A 15,088-nucleotide genomic window follows, 5' to 3' on the forward strand; every position below is an offset into this window, starting at 1 on the left:
CGTCCCTACTCGCGGTCTTCCGCGGTGGACCGGCGGCGCACCGCGAAGAGCACCGCGAGCCCGCCGAGGACGACGACCCCGGCGACGATCCCGATCACCACGCCGGTGGACGTGCCGCCGCCGGAGGAGCCGTCGGAGTCGGCCGGCACCGCCGACCACCAGCTCCAGTAGCCGTCCTGGCCGTAGATGTTGCCCGCGGCGGACGGCATGGTGGTGATCGACTTGATCTGGTCCGTGCGGTAGGCCTCGACCGCGTTCGGATAGGCCATGACGTTCATGTATCCCAGGTCGTACAGCCGGGACTCCATCTGCTTGACGAGGTCCGCCCGTTTGGCGGGGTCGTACTCGGCGAGCTGCCGGGCGTACAGGTCGTCGTACGTCTTGTCGCAGATGAAGTTGTCGGTGGCCCCGGTGTCCTTCGGGGTCTGCGGGCGGGCGGCGCAGGTGTGGATGGAGAGCACGAAGTCGGGGTCGGGGTTGACCGACCAGCCGTCGAAGGCGAGGTCGTACTTGCCGGCCAGCCACGGGTCGGTCACGTTGTCCAGGCAGTCGAGGCTGACCCCGACGCCGATCTTGCCCCACCACTCCTGGAGGTATTTCCCGACCGCCTTGTCGTTCGGGTCGGTGGCGTGGCACAGCACGCGGTAGTTCAGCGGCTTGCCGTCCTTGCCGACCCGCTTGCCGTCGGCGTTCTTCCGGTAACCCGCCTGGTCGAGCAGCTGCCCGGCCTTCGCCGGGTCGTACGCCAGGTCCTGCCCGGCGGACGGCTGCCAGTAGTACGACGAGAAGCGCGGCGGGATGTAGCCCTGGCCCTGGACGGCGTGGCCCTGGAAGACCTTGTCGACGATCGTCCTGCGGTCCACCGCCATGAACAGCGCGTGCCGCACCCGCTCGTCCAGCAGCGAGGGGTCCCCGTCGCCGAACTTCGTGCCGTCCTTGGCCTGCGCGCCCGGGTTGGTGGCCAGCGCGTAGAAGCGGCGGCCCGGGCCCTCGTTGACGTGGATGTCCTTGTCGCCCTTGAGCGAGGCCGCCTGCGCCGGGGTGAGCGACGGCGAGCCGGCCACGAAGGAGACCTCGCCCTTGCGCAGGGCGGCCACGGCGGCGTCCTGGTCCTTGTAGTAACGGAACACCAGTTCGTCGAACTTCGGCGCGCCCCGCCAGAAGTCCTTGTTGGCCTTCAGCTTCACATAGCTGTCCGGCTTGTAGTCGGTGAGGACGAACGGCCCGTTCCCGACGATCGGGAAGCTCTTGTCGTTGTTGAACTTCGAGAAGTCCTGGACCTTCTCCCACACGTGCTTGGGCACGATCGGCACGTCGAGCGCGGTCATCGTGGCCTGCGGCTTCTTCAGCCGGATCACCAGCTGGGCGGGGCTGGGCGCGGTGACCTTCGCGAAGTTGCCGACGAAGCTGCCGTTGGCGGTGGCGGCGCCCGGGTCGGTCATCATCTTGTTGAACGTCCAGGCCGCGTCCTCGGCGGTGACCTGCTGCCCGTCCGACCACTTCGAGTTCGAGCGGATCGTGTACGTCCAGGTCAGCTTGTCCGGCGACGACTCCCACTTGGTGGCCAGACCCGGGACGGCGTGGGCGTCCTTGGGGTCGTAGTTCGTCAGGTACTCGTACATCAGCCGGCTGACGCTGGTGCTGAGCAGCCGTACGGCCAGGAACGGGCTGAGCGAGTCGACGCTCTGCGCCACGGCCACGGTGAGCACCTTGCCGCCGTGCCCCTGCCCCTGCCCCTGTGCCTGCTCCTGCCCCTGCTGGGTGTTGCCGGCCTGTTGCGCGGCCGAGGCCGCCGGGGCCGCGAGGCCGGACGCGAGGAGGAGGGCGGCGGCGCCGGCCGCGGCGAGGAGCCGTGCTCTCCTCGGGCGGGGTCCGGTACGTCCTCTGCCGTGCTGATCTTCTGTGTTCATGGCTCGTGACCTCGCGTCATCGCACGCGCGGGGCGGGGTGCGCCCCGCGCGGGGCGGGCTTCGAACAGATGTGAACAGGCCGAAACGGAGTGGAAGGGCGTGAACGAGCTGGAAGGACCTTGATCGGGTGGCGCGCCGGCGGAATGAAGTGAGTGTCTATCAGCGGCAGTCTGCGCGCGTCAACGGTTTGCCAAACCCCATGTGGCCTGCGGAAACAACGAGTTGACCACGATGTTGCTCCCATTGGTCGAGACCACTGACGCCCTCCTGGTGAGGGCGTGGCGGCGTGTTTTCGCCGTTCTGCCCGCGCACGCGCGAAGGCCCGCGCCGTCGGGGACGGCGCGGGCCTGGGAATCACCCGGTTGCCGCTGGGCGGCGGCGGTCGGGTGCTCGTTCCGGTGCTCGGTCTGGTGCTTTCGGGCTACTGCTGCGGGTGCTGCGGGTGCTGCGGGTTCTGCGGGTTCTGCGGGGCAGGGGGCGGCGGGGTCTGGCCGCCCTGGCTGTCCTGGGCGGGCTGCGGCGGGTAGGGCCGGCCGGGTTGTCCCGGCTCGCCGGGCTGTGCGTACGGCTGGGGCTGCGGTTGCGGCTGGGCCGCGAACTGGCCCGGAGCCGGCGGCTGACCGGGGTACGGCTGGCCCGGGTAAGGCTGGACCTGCCCCGGAGGCATCGGCTGCTGGCCGGGTTGCTGGGGGTAGGGCTGCTGGCCGGGCTGCTGGAGGTAGGGCGGCTGTCCGGTCTGGCCCGGCTGTCCCTGCGGCTGGGGCGGCTGGCCGGGCTGCCCGTACGGCTGCCCGTACGGCTGCGGCTGTGCCGGGGCCTGGGGTGCGAACTGGCCCGGCGCGGGCTGGCCGGGTTGTCCGGGCTGGCCCGGATACCCGGTCTGGCCCTGCTGGCCCTGCTGGTCCGGGGCGGGGGGTTGGCCGTACTGCCCCGGTTGGCCGTACGGGGCCGGCTGTCCGGGCTGTCCGGGCTGACCGGAGTAGGGGGTCGGTGCGGTCTGGCCCGGCATGGGCTGGCCGGGCTGGGCCGGGTAGGGCTGCTGGGCCGGGTAGCCCTGGCCCGGCTGGCCGGCGTAGGGCTGCTGACCGGGGTAGGGCTGGCCCGGCATCGGCTGGCCCGGCGCGGACTGGCCCGGCATCGGCGGGGCCGCCACCGGGGGCGGGTTGCCGTCCGAGGTCCACAGCCCGTGCGCCTGCTGGTGCCGGACGAAGTCCTCGGCCACCAGCGCCGCCAGCTGGAAGTACGCCTCGCGCACCTTCGGCCGCATCATGTCGAGGTTCACCTCGGCGCCCGCCGCCAGGTGCTCGTCGAACGGCACCACGACGACCCCGCGGCAGCGCGTCTCGAAGTGGGTGACGATGTCCTCCACCTTGATCATCTTGCCGGTCTCGCGCACCCCGGAGATCACGGTGAGGGAGCGCGAGACGAGGTCGGCGTACCCGTGCGCGGACAGCCAGTCCAGCGTCGTACTGGCACTGGAGGCGCCGTCCACGGAGGGCGTGGAGATGATGATGAGCTGGTCGGCGAGGTCCAGCACCCCGCGCATCGCGCTGTAGAGCAGACCGGTGCCGGAGTCGGTCAGGATGATCGGGTACTGGTTGCCCAGCACGTCGATCGCGCGCCGGTAGTCCTCGTCGTTGAACGTCGTGGACACGGCCGGGTCGACGTCGTTGGCGATGATCTCCAGTCCGGAGGGCGCCTGCGACGTGAACCGCCGGATGTCCATGTACGAGTTGAGGTACGGGATCGCCTGCACCAGGTCGCGGATGGTGGCGCCGGTCTCCCGGCGCACCCGGCGGCCGAGCGTGCCGGCGTCCGGGTTGGCGTCGATGGCGAGGATCTTGTCCTGCCGTTCGGTCGCCAGCGTGGAGCCGAGCGCGGTCGTGGTCGTCGTCTTGCCGACGCCGCCCTTGAGGCTGATGACCGCGATCCGGTAGCAGGACAGCACCGGCGTACGGATCAGCTCCAGTTTGCGCTGCCGCTCGGCCTCCTCCTTCTTGGCGCCGATCCGGAAGCGCGAGCCGGCCGCGGCCGGACGGGTGCTGCGCGCCTTCTGCTTCTTGTTGTTGAGCAGCCGGTCGGAGGACAGCTCCACGGCGGCCGTGTAACCGAGCGGCGCGGCACCGGGGTTGGTCGGCTGCCGCTGGTCGTGCTGGATCGGCTGCGGCCAGGCGGTACCGGTGCGGGGATCGACGGGCTGCTGCGGCGCCCACGCCTGAGGCTGCGCGGCCTGGGGCTGCGCCGTTTGGGGCTGCGCGGCTTGTGGCTGCGCGGCGCGGGGGTCGGCCGTCTGGGGCTGCGCGGCCCGGGGCGTGCCCTGCGCGTCGGTTCCCTGCTGCGGGGCTGCTTGCTGCGGGGCTGTCTGCGGGGCGGCGGTCGAGGGGTCGGCCGCCGGGTCGGGGCGAGGGCCCGCGTCCGGCCGGTCCTGCGGCTGCCCCTCCTGGGGAGGCTGGGGCGCGGGCGGTGGCGGGAAGCCGTAACCGCCGTGCTGTGCGGGCGGGTTGGGCGTGTTCGGGGGCTGCGGGAAGCCGTAGCCGCTCTGTGCCGGGCCGGTCGGCACGGGCTGCTGCGCGGCGGGCGGCGGGAAGCCGTAACCGGCGTGCTGTGCGGGCGGGTTGGGGGTGTTCGGGGGCTGCGGGAAGCCGTAGCCGCTCTGTGCCGGGCCGGTCGGCGCGGGCTGCTGCGCGGCGGGCTGCGGGAAGCCGTAACCGGCGGGCGGCGCCGGGGGAGTGGGTGTCGCGCCCGGCTGGGGCACGCCCTGCGGGTTCCACCCGGTCGGCGCGGGCTGCGGGGCCTGCGGCTGGAAGGGAGGCTGCTGAGGGGGCGCCGGAGGCTGAGCCTGCTGGGGCTGACCGGGCTGGGGCTGCGCGGGCCACTGCGCCGCGGCGGCCGGAGCGGCGGGCCGGTAGGCCGGCGGAAGCGGCGGAACCGTGTTCTGCGGCACCGGCGGCGGCCCCCACCCCTGCGGCGTCTCCGCGACGGCGTCCTCGGCGGCCGCCGCCGGAACGGCGTCCCGCACGTCGTCCGCCGGGGCCGGGACGACGGCGGCGTCGCCCTCGCCTTCGGAGTCGGGAGCCGGCTCGGCCACGGCGTCCCGTACGTCGTCGTCCGACCCGGCGGGCGTCGCGTCGTCCTGCGCGGCGGGCACGTCGTCGGGGACGCCGTCCGCGACCGGCGCGGCACCGGCCGACTCCTCGGCGTCGCCGGCCGCGTCCGTGCCGGAGCCGTCGTCACCGTCCTCGTCGGCGCCGGACCCGGAACCGCTCCCGGCCGCCGCCGCGGCGGCGCGCTCGGCCTCGGGGACCGCCTCGGCGTCGTGCCCGCCGTCCGCCCGTACGTCCTCGCCGTCGTCCGCCCGTACGTCCTCGCCGGCCACGGCTTCCGCGTCGGCCTCGGCGGATGTGTCGCCAAAGGCCGCCGCGACACCGTCCTCCGTGCCCGGAGCCGTACCGCCGGCCACGGCCGCCGCCTCACCGGGCCCGTCGGCGGCGCCGTCCGCGGAGCCGCTCAGGGAGCCGCTCGCGGAGTCGTCCGCCGCTCCCGGCGGCACCGCGTCCTCGCCCGCCGCCGGGTCGACGATCCCCTTCGCGGCGTCCCGCTCCGCGAACTCCCGCTTCAGCGCCGCCGCGGAGATCCGCATCGTCGCGCCGCTGACGAGGTCGCCGTTGTCGGCGGGCTCCGCGTCCGGGGCCGGAGGGGCGACGGCGGGCGGCGGCGTCCAGGCGGGCTGGAAACCGCTGCCCGGCGGCGGATCGGGCAGCTGGACCGGCGGACCGACCGGCGGGGGCGGCGGCGGGGTCGCCGGGGTGGCCGCGGCGGCCGGCGCGGACTGCTGGGCGTCGCCGCCCGAGCCCGACGAGTTCTGCGTGTACCAGGCCGGCGGGGCGTAGTCGATGGTGAACTCGCCCGTCGCCTCCACGGCGGACGCCGCGTCGGACTGGTCGTCGCCAGGCGTGGCCCAGCCCCCGCGGTTCCCGTCCCGATCGCTGTTCACAGTTCCTCCTGGTGTGGTCGAGCACCCTCATGCCGTGCTGGGGCGACCGTTGGCGTCCATTGGGGTCGGTCGGAAGCGGTCGCCGGCGGAACGGAACCGATCCGGCCCGCCCGGCCTCCCCCGGGGCGCCGACGGCTCAGCCGCGGGTTCTGATGTGGCGCCCGGTCCCAGCCTAATCACCACAAGCGCGCTCACGGCAGGCCCGTCCAGCCCTCCGCACCCGTCAGCGACACGACGCCGCGCCCCGGCGGGCCCGCCCGCATCCCCGGCAACTGGTCGAAACCGGACGGAACATCACCATGGGGACGGTCGCCCACCGCACCGAAACGGCGGCAGACGCGACGCCAACCCGCCCGAAACAGGGGGACGAACCGGTCACCCTCACCCAATCCCGGTCACCCGCATCCCCGTTCACCACCCCGCCGCCCCGACGACGCCCGCGCGCGTGCCCTTGCTCCCGCCCCGCGCCGTCAACACCGCGACCGTTCAGTCCATCCGCCGGGGCGTCCCCAGCAACCCGATCTCCGCGTCGGTCGGCTGCGTCATCACGTACTGCCGGTCCCGGTCGGCGCACCACAGGGTGACCCCGTCGGGAAGCGTGGGCAGCGACTCGATGTCGGGCCGCGGCAACGCCATCGTGCGGCCCAGCTCGGTGGCCTCGTCCGGCGAGATCCGCTGCACGCCGACGAGCCGCGCCTGCCGGATCAGCCGGGGCGCCACCGGACTCAGGTACGGCAGCAGCGTCACCACCGACTGCCAGGGTCCGGAGACCACCCGCCCGCGCGGCGGCCGCATGCCGCAGTCCCGCACCACCAGCACCGGCGTGCCCGCCGACGCGCCCTGCGGGGGCACCCGGCCCACCTCGTACACGGCCAGGCCGTTCTGCCCGCCGCCCATGGCGTGCACCATCTGCATCCACGCCTGGGGACGGCCCGTCTCCACGGCGACCCGCGCGCCGGTGGCCGCCGCGCGCAGCGCCAGCACCTGCGCCGTCCACAGGCTCCCTATCAGCACGACGTCGTAGGGCGTGGGCCGGTTGAGCCCGAGGACGGCGGGCTGCCCCTCGGTGTCCACGCCGACGACGACGCCGTCGTCCCCGATGGGCAGCGCGAGCGAGTCCACCTGCTCGGCGGAGAGCGCGTGCCGTGCGTGCCGCGGGCCGCTCAGCCCGAGGCCGCTGCGCAGCCGGTCGCGCATCCGCGCGGCGGCGGAGGCGGACGGCCCGGCGGCGGAAGGGGAAGGGGCCGACCGTGCGCTGGTGGCGGTCATCGGGCGCCTCCCAGGGGCAGCGTGGCGAGCATGCCGGGCGTCTGTTCCCGGTCGAGCCGGGCGAGCTGCGCGCCCACCTGCCGGGCGGCGTCCTCCAACGACCGCCGCGCGGCCACGAGTTCGTCGTCGCTGCGGCCGGTCACCCGCAGGTGCCCGCACAGCGCGGTCTCCCGCCGCTCCGCCCGCGACAGCGTCAGGCTGAACGTGGTCGCGAGCGCCGGCACACTGGTCAGCTGCGCCACGAGCTGCGCCAACGACGCTCCCTGGCCGCCCAGTTGCGGCCAGCGGTGGATCCAGTAGGTGGTGTGGCGGCGGTTGTCGCAGCGCCAGCTGCGGCCCAGCTCCTCGGTGCGCCGCTCCCGTACCTCGGTCCGTCCGGCCTCCGCCGTCACCAGCGGATTGGCGCACGCGGAGGTGGCGAGGGCGGCGGTCAGCTCCTCCTCGTTGAGCACGGTGGCGCGGAAACCGGCGCCGGTCAGCCGGCTGGCGAGGTGGTCGGTCACCCGGGCCAGGCACTTCTGCGCGCCCTCCAGACCGCCGCCCCGCGCCGCCACCGCGTCCCGGCACAGCTCCGGGTCCAGCTTCAGCGCGATCCAGGTGATGCGCACCGCCGGGGCGCCCGTCCGGGCCTGCAACGGGGCGTAGTTGGTGACGGCGACCGAGTGCTGCGGCAGGTGCAGCGCGGGCGCGGGCTGGGTGTGCAGCACGATCTGCGCCGACTCCAGCCGGATCCCGTCCACCTCCAGCGCGTCGCGCACCAGGGCCACCGGCAGCGGCTGCCGGCCCCGCTCGGCGCGCAGCGCGGCGACGTCGGCCTCCACCTGCACCAGGGCGCTGACGAAGGTGCCGTCACCGATCATGCCGACCGGCCGCCGGTCGTGGCCGCCGTAGGAGTGGGTGCGCAGGGTGGGGTCGCATTCGACGACCGGCGCGAGTCCCGGCTCGACGCCCTGGGGCGCCGGCGTGCTCGCGGCCCGCCGCCTGCGGGCGCGCAGCGCGAGCAGGGTGCCCAGCCACTCCGGCAGGGTGCGGCCGCGGCGGCGGACGAAGGCCAGCGCCACCAGCGCGGCGGCGACCACGGCGGCCGCGACCAGCGCGACCGTGCCGACCGCCCAGCCGCACAGCACCAGCGCGGCGGCCAGTTCCAGCAGCACGAGCCGCTGCCGGGCCGAGGCGCCGCCGCTGCCCGGACGCGAGGTCAGACGGGGTGCGGCGAGCGGGCCGGACACACGTGTGCCGGTGCGGGGCGCGCGGGAGCCCGACCGTCCCCCGTCGCCCGATCGTGACCCCGATTGCGATCGCGACCGGGTCCGTGCTGCGGAAGCCACCACTGCAAAACCCCCGAACTCTCCCGAAAACCCTCGTGCACGGCCCCTTCCGGGCCCCAGCACCCTACCCGTGCCGCGGGCGGTGCGCCGCAACAGGCATAGTAGGGGCCGGTGCTGACAGCCGAGGCACCAGAGGCAGTCCGGGGGACGGGCACGGAGCGCGCGCATTCTCCACACCCCCTTCACAGCTCTGCACGGGGAGAGAGCGGAACAGATGGCATCACGGCGGGACGAACTCAACGCCTACACCTTCGCGAAGCGCCGCATGCTCGCGTCCTTCCTGCGGCCCGCCGCGTCGGGCTCGGAGGAGGGCGCCCCCAAGCCGCTGGGCGCGGTGGTGCCCGGCGTCGTCGTCGGCGCGGTCGTCCTCGCGGTCTTCGGCGGCATCGGCATGTTCAGCCCGACCGCCCCCAAGGGCTGGGACACCCCCGGCGAACACGTCATCGTCGCCAGCAAGTCCACGACGCGGTACGTGGTGCTGAAGACGGGCAAGCAGGTGCAGCTGCACCCGGTCCTCAACATGGCGTCGGCCCGGCTCCTGCTGGACCCGGCCAAGGACAGCGTCATCACCGTCGACGAGAAGGTCCTCGACAGCGGCAAGCCCCCGCACGGCGCCACCATCGGCATCCCCTACGCCCCCGACCGGCTGCCCGCCCCCGAGGAGGCCGAGGCCGCCAAGCGGTGGGCGGTGTGCGAACGCCCCGGCGCCGGCGGCCGGGCCATCCAGAAGGCGGCGTTCGTCCTGGCCGAGAAGGACTGGGCCAAGGTCGAGGGCCGCGACCGGACGACCGGCGGCGACCTGATGTACGTCGTCGCCCCCGACGGCAGGACGCAGTACGTCGTCGACGCGCGCGGCTACCGCTACCGGCTGGCCGACCCGGCCGGCACGGAACTCCTCAAGGCGCTCGACACCCAGGGCCGCGCACCGCAGCGCGTCTCGCAGGAGTGGCTGGCGACCTTCCACAAGGGCGACGACATCGCCGTCCCGCACATCGACGGCGCCGCGGGCGCCAAGGCCGGCGCGTTCAGCGGCCTCCAGCAGTACGACCAGTACGACAAGATCGGCATGGTCATCAAGGCGTACGACGGCCGGCGCATGCAGTACTACGTGGTGCTGCGCGGCCGGGTGGCGCGGATCTCGGAGTTCACCGCCACCCTGCTGCTCAACAGCCGCCAGCTGGTGGACGTCGGGCAGGCGGGCGAGGCACAGCAGGTCAGCCCCGGCGCGGTCACCGACAGCACGACGTTCGAGGGCGACAAGACCTGGCCGGCCTACAAGCCGCGGACGGTCAACGACGGCGGCGGTGCCGCCGGCGGCCGCGACACCGTCTGCAACGTACTGCGCTCGGTCGACGGACACGGCACGACCACCCTGTCCACCTGGGCCGGCGCCGACTTCCCCGCCGACCTGCCCACCGGCTCCTCCAGCGCGTACGTCACCGCCGGCTCCGGCCTGCTCTTCCGCCAGTTCCAGGGCACCGAGACCCAGGCGGGCGGGGTCTTCCTGGTCACCGACACCGGCCTGCGCTACGCCCTTCAGTCCAACAGCGACAGCGCCACCGACGACAAGGGCATCGGCACCACCGCCCAGCAGCGCAAGGACGCCCTCAACGAGGCGAAGATCGCCCAGACCCGGCTGGGGTACGCCAAGGTCAACCCCACTCCCGTCCCCATGGAGTGGTCGACGTTCCTGCCGACCGGACCGCGCCTGTCGGAGGCGGCGGCCCGCCAGCCGCAGGGCTCGTAGCGGCCGGAGGAGACGCACTCATGCTGAAGGCACACGCCCGCCGCCGCGCGGGGACGCCCATCCGGGCCGCGGTCGTCGCCGCGGCCACCGCGCTCACCGCGGCCACCTCGGTCCTCGCCCTGCCCGCCGCCGCCCACGCCGACGACGGCCAGTGCACCTTCCCGTCGAAGCCGTACACCGGCCGGCCCTGGGCCCTGCAACGCGTCAACCTCGACGAACTGTGGGCGCTGTCCACCGGCAAGGGCGTCCGGGTCGCCGTGATCGACACGGGCGTCGACGTCAAGAACCCGCAGCTCAAGCAGGCGGTGGACGCGTCCAAGGGCATGAACAACCTGCCCCCGAAGAACGCCAGGGGCGAGAAGATCGAGCGCGGCGACGCCCACGGCACCACGGACACCGTGGGCCACGGCACCCGCGTCGCCGGCATCATCGCGGCCCGCCCCGCCAAGGGCACCGGCTTCGTCGGCCTCGCCCCCGACGCGACGATCATCCCGATCAAGCAGAACGACGCGGAGGGCGACGGCACGGCCAAGACCCTCGCGGACGCCATCCGGCACGCGGTCGGCGCCGGCGCCGACGTCATCAACATCTCCCAGGACACGGCGAACGCCGTACGCCCCGACTCCGCGCTCGAACAGGCCGTCGACTACGCCCTCGGCCACCAGGTCGTGGTCGTCGCCTCGGCCGGCAACGACGGCCTCGGCGGCACCGTCCAGATCACCTACCCGGCGTCCTACGAGGGCGTCCTCGCGGTGGCTGCCTCCGACCGCAACAACGAGCGCGCCGCGTTCTCCCAGTCCGGCGAGTTCGTCGGCGTGGCCGCACCCGGCGTGGACATGATCTCGACGGTCCCCGGCGGCGGCCACTGCTCCGACAACGGCACCAGCTTCTCCGCGCCCTACGTGGCCGGCGTGGCCGCCCTGCTGAAGTCCAAGTACCCCGACTGGAGCGCCCGCGAGATCGTCGCCCAGATCGAGCAGACGGCGGAGCGCTCCATCCCCGGCCACGACCGCCTGGTCGGCTGGGGCGTGGTCGACCCGGTCCGGGCCCTCACCGACGTCGACCCGGCCCGCCCGGTCCAGTCCCCCCGTCCCGAGGGCGGCGTCACCCGCGCCCAGCCCCCCGCCGTCGCCCCCCTCCACTTCGGCGAGACCCCCACCCAACGCAACCACCGCCTGGGCACCTACGTGGCGATCAGCGCCCTGATCCTGGTAGCGGCCCTCAGCGGCACAGCGATAGCGGTACGAGACGCCCGCCGGCGCCGGGGGAGGGCGAGCGGGGCGTTGTGAGGACGCGGCTTTCCGGCGCGGTCGTCAACCGCACCGTGTCTTCGTGGATGCCTGCGTGTAGCGGGTGATCAGACGCTTCATGGCGCCGGCGTCGCGGTGGTCGGAGCCGGTGGCCTGGATCGCCGTGAACAGCACCTGGCCCTTGTGCTTGGCGCTGTGGCAGCTGTCGGCCTTGCCGAACGCCTGATGTCCCGAGTAGGCGTACACACCGTCGTCCGTGTCGTGGTCGGGGTCGTCCAGGGTCATGCCCCGCGCGAACTCGCGTACGGACATGGCGTTCCACCATTCCTGAGAGGTGGTGACGACCAGCTTGCCGTCCACGGTCACGCCGCACTTGAAACCCTGCGCCGTCGTGGTCGCCTTGGTCATGAGCCTCTTCCCGGAGGGAAGGAACGCCGAGAGTGCTTGCGCGTCGACGGACGTCCCGCACAGGGAGTCCGGCACCGTGTACTCGCGCTTCTGCGTGCTCCCCCCGCATCCCGGCAGAGCGATGAGCAAGGCGATCGCTCCCGACACGGTGAGGAAGGAGCGACGGTGTGCGAGGGTGCGTGAAAGGTTCATGATCGTCCGATGGGGGAGAGGGTCATCCGAAGTTGGTGGTGCTCCCGGGAGCCTGTCCGTCCAGGACGGCCCGCGCGTTGATGTACCCCTGGCGAGCGCCCTCCCGGGCCCAGGTGTCCACATCCCCGGCATTGGTCAGGTGGTACTTCTCCGCGGCGCTCTGCGCGCCGAGGCCGACGTACTCGTTGTTCTTGGTGAGGCCGGCCTGCCAACGGTCGCCCATCGCGTCGGCGGCGTCGTCCAGAGCATGTCCTTCGGCATCCTTGAAGACCTTCTCCAGCACGGCACTGGTGACGGTGCCCGCACCGCCTCCGACCGCGGCTCCGACCCACGGTGTCGCGATGCCGGACGTACCCACCCCGACCGCCGTCCCGACCCCGCCGGAGATCCAGTTCTTGTACTGGGACACCGCGTAGTCGTAGTCCTTGTCCTTCTCGGAAGCCGCCTCGCCGAGGGCCTGCTGGCGTCCGAGTCCGAGGGTTCCCGACACTTCTCCCGAACGTTCGGAGATGTAGTGGACCGTGGTCTGCGGATCCTGAGAGAAACGCTGGTCGGCGGGCAGCTCGGGGTTCAGGTGGTGATCCATCAACTTGGCCGTGTACGCCTGCTGACCGACCTCGACGGCGGCGTACCCCTCCTCGTTCTGGCCCACGGCGTACAGGAACTTCGTGACGTCCGTGTGACCCAGCTCGGCGTCGCTCCCGGCGACCGGGAACAACCGCTCCACGGCCTGCCAGGACTTCGAGTCGGCGTCCCTGGTGACGTCACTCGTCGCCCTGTTGATGTCCGGGAGGTACTCCGAAGCGATTTGGCCCATGCTGTCGGACATGTAGCCGTTCTTGGTGAGGCGCTCGGGGTCGTCCGCCACGGACGAGACGAGGGAGTTGAACAGGCTCGCCTGGCCCTTGGTGTGCGGGGCGGTGTCGGCCGTCGGCAGTTCGCCCGCCGGATGCCCCGTCGTCGCCGCCTCCAGCGCGAGCGCGAGATTGTTCTTCCCGGTGTCCAGATCGTCCCCGTGGGAGTCGCTCTCCTGCGGCCACTCCCGCTCCTCGAACAGGTACTGGAAGTTGGACAGCGAGACCTTCCCCTTCTTGCCGTTGTCGTCCGTGTCCCGCTCGAAGGGGTCGTCCGGATCGTTCTTCGAGACGTACTCCTGGTTGAAGAACTCCGTCGCGGCGTCCGGACTGTTGGACAGGCCCTTGAGGTAACCGGTGAGCGGATCGGCGCCGCTGTCCTCGCCGATCCGGTTGAGCAGCGGAATCGACGGCGACCACCGCCAGAAGCCGTTCCCGTGCCGCCCCTTGTCGGTGAGCTCGCGCTCGGTCGCCATGAGCTTGGTGCCGTAGTCCTTCAGGAACCGGTCGTCGTAGTCCCCGGTCCGCATCAGGTTGCTCATCACCTGGAACCCCATCGGCCCGCCGTGGTTGCCGTACAGCGGCTTGTCACCGAGGTCGATCATCGTGCGCTTCCACTCGGTCATCTTCGCCGAGTCGCTCTGTGTGGCGTGGGCGAGCGCCAGCCCCAGGTTGCGCTGCACGTCGTCGAACTGATCGTGCCGCTTCTGCCCGACGTCCCAGTTCCCCCGGGCCGGATCATTGAGCCCGGACCAGAACTCCAACGTCTTGCGCGGCCCCAGATCGGTCGCGAACCGCTCCGCGAACAGCGGGTCGTCGGCGTACTTCCTCAGCCCCGTGTTCAGCCGGTCGAAGTCCTCGACCGTCAGGTCCTCGGGCTTCTTCCCCGCCAGCGCGGCCAGCGCGTCGGCCTCCTTGACGGCCGCGTCCGCGGAGTCGCGGTCCTTGTACTGGGCGTCCGAGAAGCCGAGCGCGCTCTGGTCGGAGATCGCCTGGAGGACGGTACTGGCCGAAGTGTCGCTCTCCGTCGCCTTGTCGAGGATGCCCTGGATCTCCCGGCACAGCGCGTCGACATCGCCCTGCTCGGCCTTCTGCCCCGCCGCGTCGCCGGCCTCGCCGGCTGTGACGGTGAACCCGCCTCCGCCGCCGGAGGACACCCTCATCCCCTGCTTCTCCCCGCGCGCGATGGCCTCGGTGAGCTGCTGGTGGTAGCCCTTCAGCTCCCCCAGGGTGTCCTGGAGGATGTCGCGGATCGTCGTGGCCTGCGTGTGGGCGTCGGCGAACTCCCCGGCGGTCTTGCCGATGAACTCCTTGGACACCTGGGCGTTCACACCCGCCCAGTCCGCCTCGCCCGCCGCCTTGCGCAGGGTGTCGTCGGCGTCCTTCCTCAGTTCCCTGAGGTGGGTGACGAGCGTCGACCAGTCGGTGACGGCGTCGCCGAGCAGGCTGAAGTTGGCGTGGCGCAGGGCCTCGAGATCCATCGGTTCGTCGTCCCCTGGAGGTGGCTGGAGGTGGCGAGTACGGTCGGCTGATGTCGGTGTCGGCGAGGACCGGAGGCGTGCGGGGCGACCGCGTCTGTGCCGGGACGGCACCCCCGCAGGGCTCCGCTAGTCCTTCTTCGCGGGGGGCGTCCCGTGGACGGGGTTCTTCCTGCCCGGCGCACCGACCCGCTCGTCGAAGCCCGCGTCCAGCGTGTCGATGCTGCTCATCTGCCGCTGGATGTAGCCGTCGTCACCGGCGTGCAGCTTCTTGGTGACGTGCATGTGGTTGGCGATCTGCGCACACGCGTCCATCAGCGACTTCAGCTGCTGCTCCCAGCGGTCCGACACGTGCTGGAGGCCGGTGCCCAGCGCGAAGCCCTGCTTGGACAGGTCCGTCGCGGCGGAGTCACTGCTGGGGACGGCGACACGGGCCTTGTCCCACAGCTGGTTGTACAGCGTGTGCGCGGACGTGCCGATCTTCTCCAACCGACCGTTCTTGACCTTCAGATCGCCGTACTGGCTCGGCACGACGTACGGCCCGTAGGTGCCGCCCCCGGGATCGACATGGTTCAACTGCATCCGAGCCGACTGCCGCTCACCGGCCTCGGCCTTGAGCCGCTCCCACTCGTCCCACGCCATCCCACAACCCCTTCCG

At 72.7% G+C, this 15,088-nt stretch carries 9 protein-coding genes; 2 read left to right on the forward strand and 7 right to left on the reverse strand.

What is annotated here, in order from left to right; genetic code table 11:
- Positions 1–5 precede the first annotated feature (5 nt).
- The 4 genes from ABEB07_RS10505 to eccE form a co-directional block, all read right to left on the reverse strand.
- Positions 6–1,910 (reverse strand): ABC transporter substrate-binding protein, encoded by a 1,905-nt coding sequence (locus ABEB07_RS10505; protein ID WP_345668022.1) that lies wholly within the window; start codon positions 1,908–1,910, stop codon positions 6–8.
- Between the two features lie 421 nt (positions 1,911–2,331).
- Entirely contained in the window at positions 2,332–5,904 is a 3,573-nt protein-coding gene (locus ABEB07_RS10510) for an SCO5717 family growth-regulating ATPase (protein ID WP_345668024.1), read from the reverse strand.
- Between the two features lie 486 nt (positions 5,905–6,390).
- The gene (locus ABEB07_RS10515; RefSeq protein WP_345668026.1) at positions 6,391–7,173 is read right to left on the reverse strand and encodes a hypothetical protein; all 783 of its coding nucleotides are present in this window, start codon (positions 7,171–7,173) and stop codon (positions 6,391–6,393) included.
- Positions 7,170–8,375: a type VII secretion protein EccE gene (gene eccE / locus ABEB07_RS10520; RefSeq protein ID WP_425588985.1), complete on the reverse strand. Its 1,206-nt coding sequence runs from the start codon at positions 8,373–8,375 to the stop codon at positions 7,170–7,172. Before eccE ends, ABEB07_RS10515 begins: the two co-directional genes overlap by 4 nt.
- A gap of 340 nt (positions 8,376–8,715) precedes the next feature.
- Here eccE and eccB point away from each other — a divergent pair, with 340 nt between their 5' ends.
- Positions 8,716–10,248, forward strand: a complete 1,533-nt coding sequence (gene eccB / locus ABEB07_RS10525; RefSeq protein WP_345668028.1) for a type VII secretion protein EccB — start codon at positions 8,716–8,718, stop codon at positions 10,246–10,248.
- 20 nt (positions 10,249–10,268) lie between these two features.
- A complete protein-coding gene (mycP, locus tag ABEB07_RS10530; RefSeq protein ID WP_345668029.1) occupies positions 10,269–11,537 on the forward strand; it encodes a type VII secretion-associated serine protease mycosin in 1,269 nt (422 codons plus the stop codon).
- 24 nt (positions 11,538–11,561) lie between these two features.
- Here mycP and ABEB07_RS10535 read toward each other — a convergent pair whose 3' ends face one another.
- The 3 genes from ABEB07_RS10535 to ABEB07_RS10545 all read right to left on the reverse strand — a co-directional run bounded on the left by ABEB07_RS10535 (position 11,562) and on the right by ABEB07_RS10545 (position 15,072).
- Positions 11,562–11,906 carry a hypothetical protein gene (locus ABEB07_RS10535; protein ID WP_345668030.1) on the reverse strand — a complete coding sequence of 115 codons (345 nt, stop codon included), beginning with the start codon at positions 11,904–11,906 and terminating at the stop codon, positions 11,562–11,564.
- A 214-nt stretch (positions 11,907–12,120) separates the two neighbouring features.
- Positions 12,121–14,433 (reverse strand): hypothetical protein, encoded by a 2,313-nt coding sequence (locus tag ABEB07_RS10540; protein ID WP_345668031.1) that lies wholly within the window; start codon positions 14,431–14,433, stop codon positions 12,121–12,123.
- A gap of 126 nt (positions 14,434–14,559) precedes the next feature.
- Positions 14,560–15,072 (reverse strand): hypothetical protein, encoded by a 513-nt coding sequence (locus ABEB07_RS10545; RefSeq protein ID WP_345668032.1) that lies wholly within the window; start codon positions 15,070–15,072, stop codon positions 14,560–14,562.
- Positions 15,073–15,088 lie beyond the last annotated feature (16 nt).

The organism is Streptomyces similanensis, from assembly GCF_039543625.1.
GTDB classification, from domain to species: domain Bacteria; phylum Actinomycetota; class Actinomycetes; order Streptomycetales; family Streptomycetaceae; genus Streptomyces; species Streptomyces similanensis.